Annotated in this window: 18 protein-coding genes; 7 read left to right on the forward strand and 11 right to left on the reverse strand. The window is 69.6% G+C overall.

The window, feature by feature from the left end:
• Positions 1 to 89 precede the first annotated feature (89 nt).
• Together BM085_RS25695 and BM085_RS25700 are read left to right on the forward strand one after the other, a co-directional pair.
• On the forward strand, positions 90 to 734 hold the full coding sequence (locus tag BM085_RS25695; RefSeq protein ID WP_177245262.1) for a hypothetical protein: 645 nt from the start codon (positions 90 to 92) through the stop codon (positions 732 to 734).
• An 18-nt stretch (positions 735 to 752) separates the two neighbouring features.
• Positions 753 to 1,517 (forward strand): hypothetical protein, encoded by a 765-nt coding sequence (locus BM085_RS25700; protein WP_143121065.1) that lies wholly within the window; start codon positions 753 to 755, stop codon positions 1,515 to 1,517.
• Positions 1,518 to 1,591: 74 nt separating this feature from the next.
• On the opposite strand, the gene BM085_RS25705 is transcribed toward BM085_RS25700, so the two are convergent.
• The gene (locus BM085_RS25705; RefSeq protein WP_093889472.1) at positions 1,592 to 2,059 is read right to left on the reverse strand and encodes an ATP-binding protein; all 468 of its coding nucleotides are present in this window, start codon (positions 2,057 to 2,059) and stop codon (positions 1,592 to 1,594) included.
• A 304-nt stretch (positions 2,060 to 2,363) separates the two neighbouring features.
• Here BM085_RS25705 and BM085_RS25710 point away from each other — a divergent pair, with 304 nt between their 5' ends.
• Positions 2,364 to 3,083 carry a lysoplasmalogenase gene (locus BM085_RS25710; RefSeq protein WP_218158822.1) on the forward strand — a complete coding sequence of 240 codons (720 nt, stop codon included), beginning with the start codon at positions 2,364 to 2,366 and terminating at the stop codon, positions 3,081 to 3,083.
• 21 nt (positions 3,084 to 3,104) lie between these two features.
• Here the strand turns inward: BM085_RS25710 and BM085_RS25715 are convergent, their stop codons facing one another.
• The 6 genes from BM085_RS25715 to BM085_RS25740 all read right to left on the reverse strand — a co-directional run bounded on the left by BM085_RS25715 (position 3,105) and on the right by BM085_RS25740 (position 10,843).
• Positions 3,105 to 3,542 carry a type II toxin-antitoxin system VapC family toxin gene (locus BM085_RS25715; protein WP_093889473.1) on the reverse strand — a complete coding sequence of 146 codons (438 nt, stop codon included), beginning with the start codon at positions 3,540 to 3,542 and terminating at the stop codon, positions 3,105 to 3,107.
• Positions 3,539 to 3,730, reverse strand: a complete 192-nt coding sequence (locus tag BM085_RS25720; RefSeq protein ID WP_143121067.1) for a hypothetical protein — start codon at positions 3,728 to 3,730, stop codon at positions 3,539 to 3,541. Before BM085_RS25720 ends, BM085_RS25715 begins: the two co-directional genes overlap by 4 nt.
• Positions 3,731 to 4,129: 399 nt before the next feature.
• Positions 4,130 to 5,602 (reverse strand): MFS transporter, encoded by a 1,473-nt coding sequence (locus tag BM085_RS25725; RefSeq protein ID WP_093889475.1) that lies wholly within the window; start codon positions 5,600 to 5,602, stop codon positions 4,130 to 4,132.
• 245 nt (positions 5,603 to 5,847) lie between these two features.
• Positions 5,848 to 9,087, reverse strand: coding sequence for a M28 family peptidase (locus tag BM085_RS25730; RefSeq protein ID WP_093889476.1), 3,240 nt, complete (start codon positions 9,085 to 9,087; stop codon positions 5,848 to 5,850).
• Positions 9,088 to 9,225: 138 nt separating this feature from the next.
• Positions 9,226 to 10,188, reverse strand: coding sequence for a LysR family transcriptional regulator (locus BM085_RS25735; protein ID WP_245789696.1), 963 nt, complete (start codon positions 10,186 to 10,188; stop codon positions 9,226 to 9,228).
• A gap of 196 nt (positions 10,189 to 10,384) precedes the next feature.
• A complete protein-coding gene (locus BM085_RS25740) occupies positions 10,385 to 10,843 on the reverse strand; it encodes a GbsR/MarR family transcriptional regulator (protein WP_177245263.1) in 459 nt (152 codons plus the stop codon).
• 171 nt (positions 10,844 to 11,014) lie between these two features.
• Between BM085_RS25740 and BM085_RS25745 the strand changes: the two genes are divergently transcribed.
• From BM085_RS25745 to BM085_RS25755, 3 genes are read left to right on the forward strand one after another with little or no spacing between them, the layout of a single operon-like run.
• Positions 11,015 to 11,215, forward strand: a complete 201-nt coding sequence (locus BM085_RS25745) for a hypothetical protein (RefSeq protein ID WP_093889478.1) — start codon at positions 11,015 to 11,017, stop codon at positions 11,213 to 11,215.
• Positions 11,212 to 12,216, forward strand: coding sequence for an NAD-dependent epimerase/dehydratase family protein (locus tag BM085_RS25750; RefSeq protein WP_093889479.1), 1,005 nt, complete (start codon positions 11,212 to 11,214; stop codon positions 12,214 to 12,216). Before BM085_RS25745 ends, BM085_RS25750 begins: the two co-directional genes overlap by 4 nt.
• A 16-nt stretch (positions 12,217 to 12,232) precedes the next feature.
• Complete coding sequence (locus BM085_RS25755) at positions 12,233 to 13,378, forward strand: FAD-dependent monooxygenase (RefSeq protein ID WP_093889480.1); 1,146 nt, start codon at positions 12,233 to 12,235, stop codon at positions 13,376 to 13,378.
• An 87-nt stretch (positions 13,379 to 13,465) separates the two neighbouring features.
• Here BM085_RS25755 and BM085_RS25760 read toward each other — a convergent pair whose 3' ends face one another.
• The 3 genes from BM085_RS25760 to BM085_RS25770 are packed head-to-tail and all read right to left on the reverse strand — an operon-like array spanning position 13,466 to position 15,717.
• Positions 13,466 to 14,014: a hypothetical protein gene (locus tag BM085_RS25760; RefSeq protein WP_093889481.1), complete on the reverse strand. Its 549-nt coding sequence runs from the start codon at positions 14,012 to 14,014 to the stop codon at positions 13,466 to 13,468.
• A 12-nt stretch (positions 14,015 to 14,026) separates the two neighbouring features.
• A complete protein-coding gene (locus tag BM085_RS25765; protein ID WP_177245265.1) occupies positions 14,027 to 15,010 on the reverse strand; it encodes an ankyrin repeat domain-containing protein in 984 nt (327 codons plus the stop codon).
• Positions 15,011 to 15,045: 35 nt separating this feature from the next.
• Positions 15,046 to 15,717: an endonuclease V gene (locus BM085_RS25770; RefSeq protein WP_093889483.1), complete on the reverse strand. Its 672-nt coding sequence runs from the start codon at positions 15,715 to 15,717 to the stop codon at positions 15,046 to 15,048.
• 47 nt (positions 15,718 to 15,764) lie between these two features.
• On the opposite strand from BM085_RS25770, the gene BM085_RS25775 reads away from it, so the two are divergent.
• A complete protein-coding gene (locus BM085_RS25775; RefSeq protein WP_245789697.1) occupies positions 15,765 to 16,487 on the forward strand; it encodes an MOSC domain-containing protein in 723 nt (240 codons plus the stop codon).
• Positions 16,488 to 16,731: 244 nt separating this feature from the next.
• Here the strand turns inward: BM085_RS25775 and BM085_RS25780 are convergent, their stop codons facing one another.
• Positions 16,732 to 18,081, reverse strand: a complete 1,350-nt coding sequence (locus BM085_RS25780) for a helix-turn-helix domain-containing protein (protein WP_177245266.1) — start codon at positions 18,079 to 18,081, stop codon at positions 16,732 to 16,734.
• Positions 18,082 to 18,337: the final 256 nt, after the last annotated feature.

Consider the following 18,337-nt stretch of genomic DNA (forward strand, 5'->3'; position numbering starts at 1 on the left):
ATTGCGATAGTCACCATATGACGGGTGACATGCTCTGTTCATGACTTTTCGGGTCAGGAAAACGCTTCGATTCCCCAGGAGGGCGATTAGTGCGTGCCGGACGTCGACTTTCCTTCCTTGTCATCGCGACGGTGGTCACTTTGATGGCATCGATCGCACCCGCTTCGGCGGACCTCTGGCCGTGGGGAGGGGTTCCTCCGGACAAAACCGTTCACACTTACTGCTACACCACGTCGGTAGGGGCAGGCGTGAAATCGTACATCCCCGGTGCCATGAATTATCTGGCGGACAGCACCGACGTCGAAGGGACGTATCTGGAGTCTCCCTGCGACATCAAGAACTCCAATGAAGACGGGGATCCGGCCACTGACGCGGCCTGGTTCCAGGTCTGGGTCGACAACGCTTACGGGCAGGCCGTCTGCAAGGTGAGAACCGCTTCTCAGCCTGGATGGTGCGACCAGTGGCACATCAGGATCAACAACGAGACGATCGACGTCTCGGCCGACCCTCACCACCAGTACATCAAGACGGTCTGTCATGAGCTCGGGCACAGTGTCGGGCTCGCGCACTACAATCCCAATCTCAACCCTCCGGAATTTCCGGGCGAGGCGGGACAGCCGCATGACTGTCAGGCGAGCGGATCTGTGACAAGCGCCAGTCTTCCTGGCGCGTCCGGGTCGTGGACCTGGCAATACAATCAGCATCACAAGGATCACATAAATGCGTGGTTCTGAGCCGGAGGGAAGGTGACGATGAAAAAGCGTTCTGGCATCACCGCTCTACTCGCGTCCGCCCTGCTGCTGACCGGATGCGCAGCTCACGAAGAAAGCGGCAAGAAGGCCGAGGCGCTGTCAAGTCATGGGTATGAGGCGAGCGCCAAGGAACCCTCCGGCGGATCCCTTGACGTGTCGGTTCTCCGTGGGGCCGAAGCGGACTACGATCCCGCGCCTTCGCCGGAGGCCCTGGCCGGACAGCGTCCGATCGTCGCGGCCGGAGTGGTGGACGGCTGGCAGCAGGGTCCCGTCCTGGAAAGTTATCAGGGAGGGCCTCTCGACTACCGCGTGGTGATGAAGGTCAAGGTCATCGATGCCCTGAAGGGCGTGAAGGGGCGGGACTCCATTCCGGGAGGCCTGGTCTTCGTCGAGCTGGACCAGGGGCCGGTCATCCGCGACGACTCCCTCTCGCCTGAGAAGTGGAAGCCTGAGAAGTCGGTGGAGGACTTCGCGAAGTCGATTCCGGCGGGGACCAGGGTCATGGTCTTCCCGACGGAGAGGCCGGCGCACGAGCAGAAGGTGCACGACGCCGGAGGACGGCTCCCCGCGCACGCACGCCTGATGAGCGTCCCGCCGCAGGGCCTGGTCTTCGAAGATCCTCTCCTTGCCCAGCAGAAATCCGGCCAGTCCGCCCTTGTCGGCGGCAAGGAGCCGCTGGGGGTCGCCGGACAGTCCCCCTGGCTGGAGCCGAAGACCATGGACGAGCTGATCGACCGGCTGAGGCGCAACGGCTTCTCGGAGTAGTCCGGTTGATCCGCCGGGTGTGGTCGCCGGGCCATGCGCGCGACCACACCCGGACGGCAGGACCGAGCGCGTTCTCAGTTGTCTCTGCCCGGAGACGGAAAAGCCAGACGGTCGCCTGAGGGGACGGGAAGGGCGAAGGCGACGGCCTTGCCCGGGGTTCCGGTGGTGAAGGCCGTAGTAGAACGGACATGGCAGTGGCCGCCGGAGAGTTGGTGTGCCATGAGCAGGCCGCGGCCGTTCTCGGCGAGCAGAGGCAGGCCGATCTCCTTCACGGAGTGCAGGAGATCGAGGATGATGCGGACCTCGTGAACGTCGGGGTCGCCGTCGACGACCTCGCACCAGGCGGGGACGGCGTCCAGGCTGTAGACGCGCAGCTCGTACGGCGGGCGGGCGTGCTTCTCGGCATTGGCGGCCGGCTCCGCCACGATGAGCTCCGCGTCGGCGATGGCGTCGCCGTCCAGACCGGCCTGCCCGAGCACCTCCCGGACCACGGCGCGGGCCCGGCGCGAGGCCGAACCCGGCTGAAGGAGTCTGACCAGCACCCGGATGTCGTCTCGTCCTGCCGCGCCGGCGCGTCGCCCACCGCGCTCCACCGCAGGGGGCAGGGGCGGGGAGGGGTGGTCGGGGGCACCTGGGGGGATGCTGCCGGCTGGCCGCATGGACACACTCCGTTCGCTGTCGGTGACCGTGGACAGCAGGAAACGCCCTGGTGCGGCAGGAGGGAAGGCCGATGCCTATGCGTTCGCCATGGTGTGGAGGACGGCTCGCCCGAAGTGGTCGGTCGCTGGTCGTTTTCATGACCCGGGTGGCTTGGATCACCGTGACCGCAGGCCCTAGCATCCACATGTGCAGAATGATGTTCTACGGGCCGGGTTGCTCTCCCGCGCTGTCCTGATCGCCTTCTGGGTCTGTTCCGCGGTTCATCTGGCGCTGGTCGCCGCCGGCGCCGACCCGATGAATTCCCTGACCAAGGCGCTGGTCATGCCGCTGCTCACGGCCTGGGTGCTGGCACGGCGGGGACCGCGCCCGCTGGTGGCGGCGCTCCTGCTCTCCTGGGGCGGTGACGTGGCCCTGGAGATCGACGGGTTTTTCCTCGCCGGCATGGCCCTGTTCGCCGGGGCGCACGTCTGCTACGTGACCTACTTCGTCCGGGAGGGAGCACTCGACGGGTTGCGCCGCCGCCCGGTGATTCCGGTGGCCTACGCCGTCGTCTGGGCGGCCCTGGTGTTCTTCCTCTGGCCGGGCCTCGGCGACCTGCGCCTGCCGGTGGCCGGATACTCGCTGCTGCTGACCGCCACCGCGGTCACCGCGGCCGGCCACGGCCTGCGGATCGGAGCCGGCGGCGCCCTGTTCCTGCTGTCCGACACGTTGATCGCGTTCGACCTGGCGGACCTTCCCCTCCCCCCGATGAACGGCCTCGTGGTCATGGCCACCTACATCGCGGCCCAATATCTCCTGGCCTCGGGCATCGTCAACCGCCTCCGCACCCGGAACCTGCAGGGAAGAGAAGTCCGGCAAGTGAGTACAGGGAGGGAGATTCACCCCTCATCCACCGACGGGAGCTGACCTCGATGAGCGCTCGGGCGCTCAGTGCGACTCGTGGAACGGCCAGGCGAGGGGTCTGATCTTCGTGATGCCCTGGGCCATGCCGACGAACTTCAGATCGGTTGTGGCCACATCGGTGATGTGGAGGCGCTCCGCCATCGCGATCACTGTGGCGTCGACATAACCGAGCGGTGCCGCGACCATGTGCCGGGCAAGCTCCGTGGCCCGCTGTCGATCCGCCTGCGTGGGGTTCACGATCTCGTAGTCGCCGGTGGTCAGCTGTTCGAGCAGCGTCGCTTCGAGGAATGCGCCCCGTCGCACGTTGTTCCGGAGAAAGCTACAGGTCTCTCCGAGAGCCGGTTCGGGAATCACCAGGCTTCCCGGCCAGGATCCGAGCATCCGGACACATCGGCTGTGATGGGTGTCTCTTCGATCGCTGGTGGCGATCAGTGGGCCTGAATCGCAGAGAAGTCTCTTCACGGACGATGCCGGACAGCGTCGATCGCTTCAACGATCTCCCGGTCGCGAAGGGCCTCGGCCATCATGTCCCGGTAGCGAGATGAAAGGTCGTCCTCGCCGCTGTCGAAGCAGCCGACCCAGGGAAAGCGCCGCCGGATGGCCTCGTAGTCGACTGCCTCCGCGTCGGATGCGTTCCCCGGTCTGCTCATGCCCCCAGCGTAAATGGTCACGTAGAGAGTTTAAATGATTACGCAAGGTTGACTCGGGGGTTTGCGAAAAGAGATGCGACTACGTATACGAGCACGTCGCCGAGGACCACACGAACCTCGCACGTGACCTGGCCGGGCTGTTCGAGCAATCACTCGGCCTGGCTCGCGACGCGCTGATCGAGCGGCTCCGGCGGGTGGGCGTCACCTCCACGGTGCCGGTGGCCCGCTGGAGCAGGCGTCCATGGGGGTGGTACGACGGACAGGCCCCACACCTGCCCGCCGTACCGGCTCATCGGGCGGTCCCCGCCGGGGTGGTACGGCGGGCAGACCCCCACGTCTGCCCGCCGTACCGGCTCACCGGACGGGTCTCCGCCTGCCTGTCCGCCCCGGTCCGCCGGCTCACCGCGCGGCCGCCCGGCTGCGGCGGGCGCGGCGGTCGGCGGCCACGTCGGCCAGCGCCACGGCCAGCGCGACCAGCACGAAGCCGATGGTGACCAGCAGCGCGTGCCGGAACGCCAGGGCGTAGTCGCCGTGCGAGGAGGCGACCCCGGTGAAGAACACCGAGCCGATCCCCGCGATGCCGACGGCGGTGCCGATCCGCTGCCCCGTCTGCAGCACGCCGCCGGCGGTGCCGGCCTCGGCCACCGGCACCTCCGACAGCGTCAGCGTCTGGTTCGGGGAGATCACCAGGCCGCTGCCCAGCCCGGCCACGAGTAGCGGCGCCGCGATCGCCCAGGCCACCTGCGGGCCGGGGACCAGCCGTACGGCCAGCTCCGTGGCGGCCAGCCCGACGGAGACCAGCACCAGCCCCAGCGCCACCAGCGGCCGGCCGAACCGGGTGACGACCGGGCCGCCCAGCACGGAGGCCGCGGCCGATCCGGCCGCGAACGGCGTGCTCGCCAGGCCCGCCGCCAGGGCCGAGTAGTGCAGGCCCTCCTGCAGGTACAGGGTGAGGACGAAGAAGATCGCGGTGAAGCCGGCGAAGTAGAGCGCCGCGATCAGGGCGCCGAGGGCGTAGGAGCGCCTGCTGAACAGCGACAGGTTGACCATCGGGTCGCGACGCCGTCCGTACCGGCGCTCCCACCCGATGAAGGCGGCGATCACGACGAGCCCGGCGGCCAGCGGCAGCCACCTCCCCCCGCCCTGGTGCTGCTGCCCCTCCATGAGCGGCAGCAGCACCAGCACGACGCCCGCGGCCAGCAGCAGCACGCCCACGGGGTCCATGCTCTCCCGCCGCCGTCCCTCCCGCGTCCGGTGCGGGATGTAGTGGTATGCCAGGACTATGGCCAGGATGCCGATCGGCACGTTGACGTAGAAGACCAGGCGCCATCCGTCCTGCCCGCCGCCGAGGTGGATGAGCAGCCCGCCGAGAAGCGGGCCGATCGCGGTGGAGATGCCGATGACGGCGCCCAGCAGCCCGAACGCCCGGCCCCGCTCCGCACCCCGGAAAAGCTGCTGGATCAGGCCGCTGACCTGCGGATTGATAATTCCGCCCGCCACTCCCTGGACGAGCCGGGCGATGACCAGCAAGGTCGAGTTCTGGGCGACTCCCGCCGCCGCGCTGGCCAGGGTGAAGAGCGCCACGCCCAGGACGAACGCGTCGCGCCTGCCCCGCATGTCGCCGAACCGCCCGGCGGGCACCAGCACCAGCCCGAAGGTGAGCGCGTAGCCCGACACCACCCACTGCAGGTCGCTCTGCGGGGCGTGCAGCCCGCTGCGGATGGACGGCAGCGCCACGTTGACGATGCTGACGTCCAGCAGCGTCATGAAGCCGGCCACCAGGCAGACGGTCAGCGCCTTCCACCGGCGCGGGTCCGCCCCGTCCGGCCGCCGCGCGGTCGACGCGCCGCCCGGCCGGGCCCCGGTGCTCATCCTGCGGGGTGCCGACCTGTACGACTCTGTCCGGCATATCGCGGGTCTCCCGGCAACGTGAGCAATCGGCTGGGGATCATCATGACCGCCTCGTCCTCGACCTCGGCGCAACTTCCCGTGATTCAGCAGCGCATACCTACCCTTTTCGGGTAGTCCAATCACAGCGTGCCGGGCGGCTCACGGGAAACGAGTACGGCGGGCGGCCATGCCCGCCCGCCGTACTCCGCTAGGGGGTCGTCATCCGGTCAGAGCTGCTGCCACAGGGCCGGGACGTTCGGCGGCTCCCATCCGGGCAGTGAGGTGTGCCCCTGCAGGCATCGGTAGCCGACGCCGTTGTAGGTCACGGTGTCCCCGGCCGCGTAGAGGGTCCACGTCTGCCAGGTGGTGCCGCCCTGCCCGCCGCCGACGGTGAGGGTGAAGGTGGCCGAGCGGTCGGCGCTCGCGCCGTCCGCGTTGAGGTTGACGGTGTAGGTCCCCGTGGGCGTGCTCGCCGAGGTGGCGATCGTGACCGCGGAGGACTGGCCGGAGTTGATGTTCGCCGGACTGAAGGACGCGGTCGCGCCGGCGGGCAGGCCGGAGGCGCTCAGCGCGATGGCCTGGGCGTTACCGGAGGTCACCTGGGTGCTGAGCGTCGTGCCGGCCGACTGGCCGGGCTGCACCGAGGCCGAGGACGGGCTCGCCGAGATCGAGTAGTCGTCCGTCGGGGTGGGGGTGTCGCCCACGGCGAGCTTCCACAGGGCGTTGGCGATGGCGTCCGCGTTGCGGTCCAGCGCGGTGCTGTTGATGTTGGAGGTGGTGTCGCAGGCGGAGTGGTAGCAGCGGTCGAAGGCCTGGCCCGCGGTGCCGCCCCACTTGGTGGCCTGCGCCGAGCTCTTCACGCTGGAGGCGCCGGTGAAGACGCCGCCGACCGGGACGCCCGCGTTCTTGAACGGAGCGTGGTCGCTGCGGCCGTCACCCTCGGTCTCGATCTCGGTCGGGACGTTGAGGGTGGCGTAGTAGTCCTTGAAGATCTTCTCGATGGCGGGGGAGTCGTCGTAGACGAAGTAGCCCGGGTTGGGCGAGGCGGTCATGTCGAAGTTGAGGTAGGTCTCGACCCCGGTGGCTCCGCCGTTCTGCACGTAGTACTGCGAGCCGCGCAGGCCCAGCTCCTCGGCACCCCACCAGGCGAAGCGGACGTGCTTGTCCAGCGTGGGGTTGCGGTTCGCCAGCGTCAGCGCGACCTCCAGCAGGCTCGCCGAGCCCGAGCCGTTGTCGTTGATGCCGGGTCCGGAGCTGACGCTGTCCAGGTGGCTGCCGAGCATGATCGTCGGGCTGGCGGGCCCGGCCGGCCAGTTGGCGATCAGGTTGGAGTGGGTCTGGCCGTTGTAGGTGAAGTTCTGCACCGTGGTGGTGTAGCCGGCCGCGTCCAGCCTGCCCTTGATGTAGTTCAGCGAGGCGGTGTAGCCGGAGGTGGCCGAGGCCCGGTTGCCGCCGTTGCTGGAAGCGATGGACTGCAGCTGGTTCAGGTGCGCGGTGACGTTGGCCACCGGGATGTCCGGTGCCCCGGTCGGCGGGTTGCCGGTGCCGACCGTCAGGGAGTAGCCCGCCGTCCTGTCCACGTCGGCGCCGTCGGCGGTGACCGTCACCGAGGAGGTGCCGGCCGGGGTGCTCCCCGAGGTGGCCAGCGTCAGCGTCGACGTCTGGCCGGCCGTGATGGTGGCCGGGCTGAAGGACGCGGTCGTGCCCGAGGGCAGGCCGGAGGCCCGCAGCGCGATGGACTGGGCGCTGCCGCCGGTCACCGTGGTCCGCACGGTGGTGGTGGCGGACTGTCCTGCCTGCACGCTGCCCGCGGTCGGGCTGAGCGTGAGCGAGAAGTCGTTGCCGGGCGGGTTCACCGTGCAGGTCGGCTCGCCGCTCTGCGCCGGGACGTTGACGGCGGTCCACGCGGCCTTGGTCGCGTTGACCTCGACGCAGCTGTTGGGGAAGAGCTGCTTGGCCGCGGCCACGGTGGTCGAGCGGGCCTTGGCGTGCGTCCACGGAGTGGTCTTGCTGTTCAGGCCGGACATGAAGATCTGGCCGGCCTTCTGGATGCCGATGCCGGTCAGGCTGGACGGGCCGGAGCAGACCGGGCTGGAGGGCTTGCCGCCGCCCGGGTTGGTGCCCTCGGCCAGCAGGTAGAACCAGTGGTTCTGCGGTCCGGCCGCCGCATGCACCTCGGTGTTGGGGATCGAGGAGCTGTAGCAGTTCGGGTCGCCGTTGGTGGAGGGGTTGTACATGTAGCGGATCGGCCCCTGGCCGACCAGGTTGACCTCCTCGCCGACCTGGTAGTCCGGCGGGTCGGAGGCGTTGGCCGCGAAGTGCTCGGTCAGCGCGCCGAAGATGTCACCGGTCGACTCGTTCAGGCCGCCGGCCTCGTTGCCGCTGCCCGCGCCCCCCGATCCGGAGAACTGGAAGATCGCGTGGCCGTACTCGTGGCCGACCACGTCCATCGGGGTGGCCTGCTGGGTGTTGGCCTGGTTGCGGCCGAAGTTGGTGTAGGAGCCGTTCCAGTAGGCGTTGACGTCCGTGAGGCCGACGCGGGCCGGGTAGGCGCCGCCGGAGCCGTTGAAGCCGTTGCGGCCCAGCCAGTCGCGCAGCATGTTCCACTCGGTCTGGGCGGCGTACAGCGCGTCGACGCAGGCGGTCTCCAGGTTGGTGCCCTGGCCGTTGCCCCAGGCGTCGTCGGTGCCGGTGTAGGCCGAGCCGTTCTGGCCGCCGCAGCGCAGGCCCGGCCGGGTGTTGTCCGTCATCGAGTACGAACCGCCGGACCCGGAGGTCTGGATGGTCACCGGGTTGCCGTTGTAGAAGCCGTTGCCGGTGCCGGCGCGGACGTCGTCGTAGGAGTCCACGACCGACCCGTCGAGGGCGTCCACGAAGACGTGCAGGACGCTCGGGGCGTCCTTCGTGGCGCCGGTGACGACCACCTCCCAGGCCAGCCTGGGCTGCTTGCCCGCCGCGTGCACGACCAGCCGGGGCGTGCTCACGCTCTCCACGGTCGGCAGCTCGCCGCGGGCGGTGACGGCCGCGGCGGCGGCGTCGACCTTGCTCTTGACGCCGACCTTGATCTCGGCGCGCTGGCCCGAGGCCACGGACCCGACCTCCTGGCCCGTCCTGTCGGTGGTGACGACCACGTCACCGCCGTAGACGGGCAGCCCGCGGTGGGTCCGCGAGTAGGTCAGGTACTGCAGGCCGCGGGTTCCCGCGACGGTGTTCGTCAGCGTGAAGTCGTCCTCCGCCGCCTTGAACAGGACGTCGGACCTGGCGGCGAGGGCGCCGTCGGCGATGGATATCGCGCGCTTGCGGGATTCGGGGTCCGGCGGTGCGAACGCCGGGGGATCTGCGGATATGGTGCGGGCGACGATGCCCGCGGGGGCTGTGGCGGCGCCGGCGGCGCTCACCACCGAGGTGGCGGTCATGGCGACGGCGGCCAGTACGGCGACCGCGCCCAGTTTGACCTTGGGATTCACGCGGGGTGACTCCTCTCGGTGTCCCTTGGGGGGTTAGAGGGATGCAAGGAGCCCTGACGGTTTGGGCTGGACCAAAGCTGACACCGTGAGTGCGGGGCGAGTACCCCACGAAAATCCATAACTTCGCGATATAGGCGGTTAAACAGGTGGGGAGAGCGGCAGATGGCGCTTCAGCCAGGAGGCGTAGACGGGGGCGCGCCGCACCTCGGCCCAGTAGGTCTTGGTGACCGCCTGGACCAGGTCGGGCCCGTGCCGGGCGACCGGTCCGTGCTCGGTCCACCCGATCATGTGCCGGAACCGGAGCGGGGTTCCGGCGAGCGGCCGGATCACGATCCCCGGGTAGCCCTTGCTGGTCGCCTGGAACATGCCCACGCACCGGGCGGAGGAGATGAGGTCGATGGCGAGGCTGAGGTCGGCGGAGTAGGCGATCTTCGGCGCGAAGCCCTGCCGGGCGCAGGCCGCCCAGAAGTGCTCGCGGTGTCCCGCCTCGGCCAGCGCGTGCAGGGTCCAGTCCTCGGCGGCGAGGTCCCGCAGCTCGATCTCCTCCCGCTGGGCGAGCGGGTGGGAGACGGCCAGCCCGACGAAGATCGGCTCGACGGCCACGCCCGCGTACACCACGCCCGGAGGCGGAAGGAGCTCGTGTCCCGGATAGTCGCCGAGGGTGGCGAGCTCCAGGCGCTCGGACTCCAGCAGTCCGGGCAGCAGGTCCATTGCCTCCTCGGTGCGGACGGTGATGTCGGCACCGGTCAGCAGTTCATTAAGGCATTTAATGACATTTATCGCTAGATGGCTGGACATACAGCCCAGCCGAATCTTGAGTTTCTCCGCGGCCTGCTCGGCGTAGCGCATGCCGTCCCGCCGAAGCTCGTCGAACGCCGGCAGCAGCGACCGCGCCCTGATCAGCACCCATGTGCCGAGCTGTGTGGGCCGCGCCCCCTCCCGGCCCCGCTCGAACAGTGGCCCGCCGAACATCCGCTCGATACGTCGCAGTTGCGTGGCAAGCGCGGGCTGCGACATCTTGAGGGCGGTTGCCGCCTTGGAAATGCTGCCCGACTCGGCGATCGCACAGATAGCTCGTAAATGACGCACTTCTAGGTCCACACCGAAAGGTTAATAGTAAAGAATCTTTCCGGTAAGACCCAAGTTTCGAAAAGTCGGTCCCATGTGCTCCGACCTCACGTGACCTGCCGGCACATGATCTGGTTCGGCCCTGACTGCCCTCGCATCACCACGAAGATCCGCGAATTCCCCGCCGCGGGCTGAGCGCGGCTACCGCTTGCCGAGTCTCAGGCCGGGGTCAGCCGGTCCGCTGGTGCCAGCGGTGCAGCAGGGCGGGGAGCTCGCCGAGCAGGAATTCGTAGAAGGCGTGCATCCGCGCCAGGCGCTGACGAGCGGGATCGCCCTCATCGGTGGCGGCGATCCCGGCGGCCGCGGCCTGGAGCATGGCCTGGATGACGGTGTTCTGGCTGGTGAACAGGGTGGCCCAGGCGTCGTCGCGGAGCCGGTAGTGCTCACGGCGGCTACCGGGCGACGGCAGGCGTTCGATCAGCCCGACCGTCAGCAGGGATTTGATCGCGCCCGAGACCGAGCCCGCGCTGGCCTCCAGCCGGTCGGCGATCTCGCCGGCGGTGACACTGTCCTGGTCGGTGAACAGGAAGACCGCCAGGGTGCGCGCGGCCATGCGCTGCAGCCCGCCCTCGATCAGCGTCACGGCCAGCCGTTCCGCCGCCTGCCACTGCTCATACCGGTCGTCCACGTGTTCGCCTCCTTGAGGAGAAACAGGATACCGAACACCCTGACTCTTCAGAAATTTCTGAAAGTTCGGTATATTCCTCGTATTGGCCTCTCGTGAGAGGGGCGACGGTGTGCCGGGAAGCCTGGTCGGCGATGTGACCTCTCATCAGCGTCGACAGGAAGTTGACCGGCCATGACCCTGCTCAGCCGTCTGTACGGCGTGCGCCCCGCCCTCCGTCACCGGGTGCTCGAGAGCTCTCCCGGCCGCTACCGCTACGACGCCGCGGACCCCACCCCTGCCGGGCGCGGCCTGCGCGCCTCGGAACACGAGATCTTCCACGATCACCGGCACCCGTCAGCCCGCTGGCTGCCCTTCACCCCAGGAGCATCGTGAAACTACTTGTTCTCGGCGGCACCCACCATGTGGGCCGCGCGATCGTCGAGGCCGCGCTGGAGCGCGGCGATGAGGTGAGCACGCTCAACCGCGGACTCAGCCGCGCCCCCGCGCCCGGGGTACGGGCGCTCATCGCCGACCGCACCGACCCCGAGGCTGTCCGCCGGGCGCTGGTCGGCCGGGAATGGGACGCGGTCGTCGACACCTGGGCCTGGGCGCCGCGGGTGGTGCGCGAGGCCGCCCGCCTGCTGTCCGATCGCGTAGGGCACTACGGGTACGTCTCCAGCCGCGGCGTACACCGCTGGCCCTGGCCCGCCGGTGCCGACGAGCAGGCGCCCCTGGTCGACGGCGATCCCGGCAGTACGGACGACGCCGACTACGCCGCCGCCAAGCGCGGCGGCGAACTCGCCGTTCTGGAATCCTTCGGCGAGCGGGCGCTGCTGGCCAGAGCAGGGATGATCCTCGGCCCGTATGAGGACGTCGGCCGCATCCCGTGGTGGCTGCGCCGCCTGGAGAAGGGCGGGCGCGTCCTGGCCCCCGCTCCCGCCCAGACGCCTCTGCAGTACCTCGACGTCCGGGACCTGGCCACCTGGATGCTCCAATCCGCCGAACGCGGCCTGAGCGGCGCCTTCACCGTGACCGGCCCGCCGGGCGCGATCACCCTCGGCGACCTGCTCACCACGGCGCTGGAAGTCACCGGCTTCGACACCGAACTGGTGTGGGCGCCGCCGGAGCTGCTCCTGCGACACGGCCTGCCGCTCGGCATGGAGTTCGGGCTACGGCTGCCCGACGGCAGCGCACCGAGCGGCATGCACGACGCCGACGTCCGCGCCGCCCTGGCCGAAGGCCTCACCACGCGCCCGCTGCGCGAGACCCTCGCCGACACCTGGTCCTGGCTCCAGGCCGAAGGCGACCCGGCACCCCGCGCCGACGCGCCCTCCCCCGACACCTGGCTGGATGCCGCCGCGGAACAGCGGCTGCTCGACCAGCTCTCCCACTAAGGAAGAACCACCTCTCATGCGCGCCATCATCATCGGAGCCGGCATCGCCGGCCTGGCCACCGCCCTGCGCCTGCACCAGATCGGCTGGGACACCCTCATCGTCGAACGCGCGCCCGCCCGCCGCGGCGGCGGCTACGCCGTCACCTTCGGCGGCATAGGCTACGACGCCGCAGAACGCCTCGGCATCGTGGACGACCTGCGGGCCAAGGCGTTCGACACCACCGAGCTCGTCTACCACAAGAGCGACGGATCGCGCCGCTTCGCCCTCGACCGCGCCACCATCGCCGCCACCACCGGACCGCGCTCGATCACCATCCTGCGCGGCGACCTCGAAGCCGTCCTCTACGAGCGAGTCCACGATCGCACCGAGATCCGCTTCGGCGCCACCCTCACCGCCATCGACCAGGACGACCACGCCGTCCGCGTCACCCTGAGCGACGGCGCCATCGAGGAGGCCGACCTGCTGATCGGCGCAGACGGCCTGCACTCGGCCACCCGCGCCCTGCTGTTCGGCCCGGAGGAGGACTTCCTGCTCGACCTGGAGCACAAGGTCGCCGTCTTCATGCTTGACCGGCGGCCCGCAACCATAGCGTCCGGCGCTACCGGCACCCTGTCCTCGCGCGGCCGTACCGCCGCCGTCATCAGCATCCCCGACGGCCGCAACGTCGCCTTCTTCGGCTACCGCGCCGGCCACGCCCGCCCCGGCGAGGACGTCGCCACCCAGCTGGAACGCGTCTACGGCGATCTCGGCTGGGTCATCCCCGAAGCCCTCGCCGGGCTCCAGCGGGCCGATTCGGTCTACTCCGACACCATCAGCCAGGTCGTCGCCCCGTCCTGGAGCAAAGGCCGGGTGGTGCTGCTCGGCGATGCCGCCTGGTGCGTCACCCTGTTCGCCGGGTACGGCTCAGCGCTGGCCGTCGGCGGCGCCGACCGGCTCGGCACCGAACTGGCAGCCCACCCCGGCGACATCCCCGCCGCGCTGGGCGTGTGGGAGGCCGCCATCCGGCCCGAAGCCGAACGCAAACAGAAGCTCGGCCGCCGGGTCAAAGGCGTCTACGCCCCCGCCAACCCCGTGCTGCTCTGGCTGAGCCTGCTACCGCTGCGGCTGGCCTCTCTACCGCCCGTCCGCCGGTATATGACCCGTCGCTTCATCAAGGGCTGAGGTAGCGGCACACCTGGCCGGGCGGGCGGATGGTTACCGGCCGTGGGCCGGGAGCTTCGCGGGTCCTCGAGGTAAGGGAAGGGGTGCTTATTCGAGGACGTGCTGCCAGTAGGGGTCGCGGTAGAGCACGACGGTGGTGCCGCGCAGCAGCTCGTCCGGGGCGGAGACCAGGGTGAGCTCGCCCGCGGCCTCGAGCTGGCGCAGGACGTCGCGGACGCGCGGGCCCACGGGCAGCCGGCCGACCGGCAGGCCGAGGGCGGCGCGGACCGTGTCGGCCACCTGGGAGAGCTGGAACGGCTCGGTGAACGGGGCGATCACCGTGCGGACGAGGTCAACGGTGATCATGGTTTCGGCCTCGACGTAGGCGAGCTCCCAGGTGAGCTGTGCCTTGCGCCGGCCGGTCCCGGCGCAGGCCGTGCACTCCTGGGAGAAGCCCGGCACGATCTCCTCGGTGGCGGAGCCCAGGCACGTGGTGCACTGGTTGGTCTCCGCGGCGTGCAGTTCCGCCGCCGCCCGGTCCGCCAGGTGCGTACCGCACAGGCACAGGTAGAGCCGGAAACCGCCGCGGACCAGGACGAGATCGTCGGCGTCGTCGGGGATCTCTTCCCACAGTGCGGTGATCGTGTGCTTTCTCATGGTTTTGCGACTCTATCCACCTTGGCCGCCGCTCCGCAGGTCGACCGGGACCAGTCTCATCGGAGCACTCCACAGCCACTCCTCGGTGACGTAGGTGGCGGTCAGGAGCGTCATCAGCGCCAGGATGCGCTCCATGGAGACGGACGGGTGCGCGCCGCAGTCGCCGAACCGGCACATCCACAGCTCGAACAGGCTGTCGTCGCTGAGCTGCTCGTGGACCGAGGGCCGGGCGATGCTGAAGCCGTCCCGCCAGATGTCGACCGAGGTGCCGGCGAGCGGGAACGCGCCGGCCAGGACTCCGCCGCCGGTGGTGACCCGCCGGGCGACGCCGTCGTGCACCGGCAGGACGCCCTCCGGCTGGATGAGCACGACCCCGCCCCCGGGAGGGCTGGCGACCCGCAGGAGCTCGGTGGGGGAGGCGTGCTCGGCCTCCCACAGGGCCCCGGCCTCCACCGGCGGGCAGAGCCCAGGATCGGCCCCCAGCCGGCGGATGACCTCGTCCTCGGCGATCTCGCCGACGAAGGCGATGCAGAACCCCTCGTTGTAGTCCTCGTAGGAGAACATCATGTCGTCGACGGTCTCCTGCAGTTCGCGGAGCCGCGGGCTGACGCGGGGAGCGCCGGGCAGGTGGGCGAACAGGTCGGCGAGGTCGGTGAAGAGCGCCTGGAGGCCGGGGGAGCGTCCGGCGATGCACGGCCGCCAGGGGTCGGCGCCCGCGGCCAGCAGGAGCCGGACGGCGTCGTCCTGGCCATGGCGTACGGCCTCCCACAGGGGAGTGGCCCCGTAGCTGTCGGCGGGGTCCACCTCGGCTCCCGAGGCCAGGAGCAACTCGATCACCTTGATCGCCCCTTCCTGCGCGGCCTGGTGCAGGGGCGTCGAACGGAGCCAGAAGAGCCGCTGGCCGGGATCGAACCCGTCGGCCAGCCGTTCCTGGATCTCCGCCAGGTTCGTGTCACTCCAGGCGCCCGCGCCACCGACCCACTCGTTGTCGCTCACTGTCGTTCCCATCTCGTAGTGCTGAGTGGATCAAATCAGTCGAAGGTGACATTTTCGATCAAAGCTAACCGTGAAAGCCGGTCAGAGACGCGGGTCGTCTCCGGCAGCCGGTAGCGAGGAGTCAGGGCCAGGACGTTGTGGCAGGCGGTGTCGAGGTCGACGCGGTGGCCGACGGAGACGAAGACCGGTTTGACGCCGTGCCGGGTGCGGAGCACGCGGCCCACGACGTCGCCGTCCAGGGTCAGATCGGTCCACGAGCCCCGCTCGGGGGCGGGATCGGGGTAGGAGCCGACGAAGGCGGTCTTGCCGACCCCGATCGTGGGCAGGCCGGTCAGCACGCCCAGATGGCAGGCCAGCCCGAAGCGGCGTGGGTGGGCCAGGCCGTATCCGTCGCAGACGACCAGGTCGGGGATGACCGTCAGGCGGTCGAGCGCCTTCAGCAGAGCGGGGACCTCCCGGAAGGCCAGCAGCCCGGGGACGTAGTCGAAGGCCACCCGGCCGCCGACGGTCACCTGGTCGACGACCTCCAGCGTGCTGCCGTCCAGTACGGCCACCGCCGCCGCGAGCCGTTCCCCGTCGTAGGCCACGTCCACGCCCGCGACCGTGGCGGGCGCGCGGGGGCCCGGTCCGGTCAGGTCGAGCAGCGGCCGGAGCTCGTCCTGGATCGCCTCGGCCTCCAGGATGGTGCGGGGAGTTCGTGCCTTCATGTATACATGATCGCTATTTTTGGAGCATGAAGACGCACAGTGGGAGTTTGCGGCGTTTGCTGAGGTGGCCGGTGAAGTCGCTGCGGGGTGAGGAACTCCAGGAGGCGCTGTTCGATGACCGGGGGATGGCGGGCGACCGGGCCTACTCGCTCGTCGACGACCGGGACGACCACGCCGGCAAGGTGCTGACCGTGCGCCGGCGGTCCGGGATGCTTCACTGGCGCGCCGGCTACGGCAGCGGTGACACACCGGAGCTGACCGCTCCGGACGGGACGGTCTGGCAGTGGCACGACCCCGGCCTGGCCGGCGCGCTGGCGCGGTCGCTCGGGACGCCGCTGCGCCTGCGCGCGGCCGACGGGCAGCAGGACCGCGGCCCGACCGTGCTGGTCACCTTCGAGGCCTCCCTGGTGGCGCTGGAGGCGGAGCTCGGCCGACCGGTCGACCTGCGCAGGTTCCGCCCCAACCTGCACCTCGGACTCGACGCGCCCGCGTTCGCCGAGGAGGGCTGGGGCCCCGGCACCACGCTCACCGTGGGCGAGGTGGAACTCGCGGTGGTCGGCGACCACACCGGACCGTGCATCCGCTGTGCCGTGCCCAGCTGGGATCCGGACGGGCGGGAGCGCTGGCCCGAGCTGCAGAAGTGGTTGATCGGGGAGCACGGGAACAAGTTCGGAGTGATCATGCGGGTGACCCGGCCCGGGATCGCCCGGCGCGGGGACCGGTCGGCCGTCACCGTGCCCGAATCGGTGCCCGTGACCGGGGGAATCTAGGGCCTGTTCTGTGGATCACTGAACATCGAGTAGCGCGGCCCGCGCCCGTGGACCTCGCCGGGTCTTCGCGCTGCGCGCGGTTCATGCTCGGGCTGTGTTCGTTTGGGGCTTCGCCCCAAACCTCAGGTGAGAGGCCTTCCAGCCCCTCACACTCCCCGGCCGCTCCGGACGCGGTGACAACTCGGCCGATCGCGGCCCGTCCATCCGGCGTCCATCGACCTCAAGGAGCCGTTCACCGCCTGAGTCACACTGCAACCAGCATCTCGTGGAAGCTTCGGGTGTTGGCGTGGTCCGGCCACCGCTGTGTCAGCTCTGTATCCAAGGCGCGCAACTCGCGGCGTATGCGCGCCGACCCGGTGCTCTGGGCGACATTAAGCGCTTCCTGCCCCAGATGGGTGGCCCGGCCCGGATCCGGTTCGGATTGGGAGACGGCGACGGCGAGCTTCGCCGTCAGGTGCCCACGGTCGCGGGTCAGGTTCTTCGGCAGCTTCCCGATCTGTTCCTCAAGGATGGTCGCCGCTGTGTCAGCGCGGCCGGCGGCCCGGTAGCAGGCCGCGGACTGCTCCTGCAGCGTGTCCAGGTCGTAATAGTGCAGGTAGACCGGCACCTGCGGGTGAGACACCTGCGGGTGCTCATGCAGTACATCGGTGGCCTCATCAAGAAGGGTGAAGCATTTGTTGTGTTCGCCCAGCATCACCAGGCCGCGCGCCTGCTGCTGGGCGGCCAGCGCCGACAGCTTCGGTTCCAGCCCAGACGGGCTACGGCGGGCCGCCGCGGCCAGATGCACCACCGCGGCGTAGTCGTCGGTCAGGCACGCGATGTTCGACTGCCGCACCAGCATGTAGGCGGCCATCTGCGTGTCGCCGGCACACTGCGCCCACTCGGCGGCCCGCCGCGACCAGTGCATGGCCGTCTCCAACTGCCCGAGGTCTTGGTGTAGCCAGCCGGCCATTTCGGCGTACTGGGCGAGGACCTGCAGCAGCGGTTCGGCGTGGCGGGCTCCGGCGCCGCGCCGCAAATCGTCGAGAACGTCGATCTGCGCGAGTACCGGTCGCAGCAGCGAGCGGGCGCCGATCATCTTGTCGGCGCTGTAGTGCTCGGCCAGGACCCGTCGGAAGTAGTCGATGACGTCGTCGTCGATACGGGATGGCCGGTCGATCACGCGCGCTATCCGCTGCGCCTGGTCGGGGTCACCTAGGCCGGGCAGGACCGAGGCGAGTGTTCCACTGGCTAGTAGCTGAGCGAACTCGCGTCGTGAGAGGGTCACGCGCACGCTCCTTCCATCCGGTGTCTGCATGTCCAGCATGACCGGTTCGCTGTCGTATACGCCAGCGACGCCGAGGAACGGTGCCACGCCGCTGGGCCCGGCGGCGTGACGGAGAGCGCATAGCAACCCGCCCGCGCTGAGCGCCCCATCGAGCGCTTCGACCTGTTCGGCGGCGGGCAGGATCTCTCCTTTCTCGGCGCGGGAGATGCGGGTGTGGTCGTACAGCGCCCGCTTGCCGAGCTCCCGCTGCGACAGACCTGCCTGCTCGCGTAGATGATGCAGGACCAAGCCGAACATGCGCGGAGCCGCGCTGTGAGGTTCATGCATGGATACCGGCTCCCTGCCGTGTTGCTGGCGTGTTGCGGCAACACCCGACCTCTGGGTTGGCGGCCGTTCGCGAGCGACCATCCCTACAGGTGGGTGTTCGGAGCGTAAGTCGGATGGTCAGCGTTTGCACGCGGTTGACCACATCCCGTTACACCCGCTGGCCACTGACCACGAGAAGGCGGAAGAGGGATGCTGGCGCGGCCACCGCGGAGCTGGCGGCCCAGACCATGCATCCCGCCGACTTCACCACGGAAAG

It is taken from the genome of Streptosporangium canum, from assembly GCF_900113865.1.
In the GTDB taxonomy this organism is placed as follows: domain Bacteria; phylum Actinomycetota; class Actinomycetes; order Streptosporangiales; family Streptosporangiaceae; genus Streptosporangium; species Streptosporangium canum.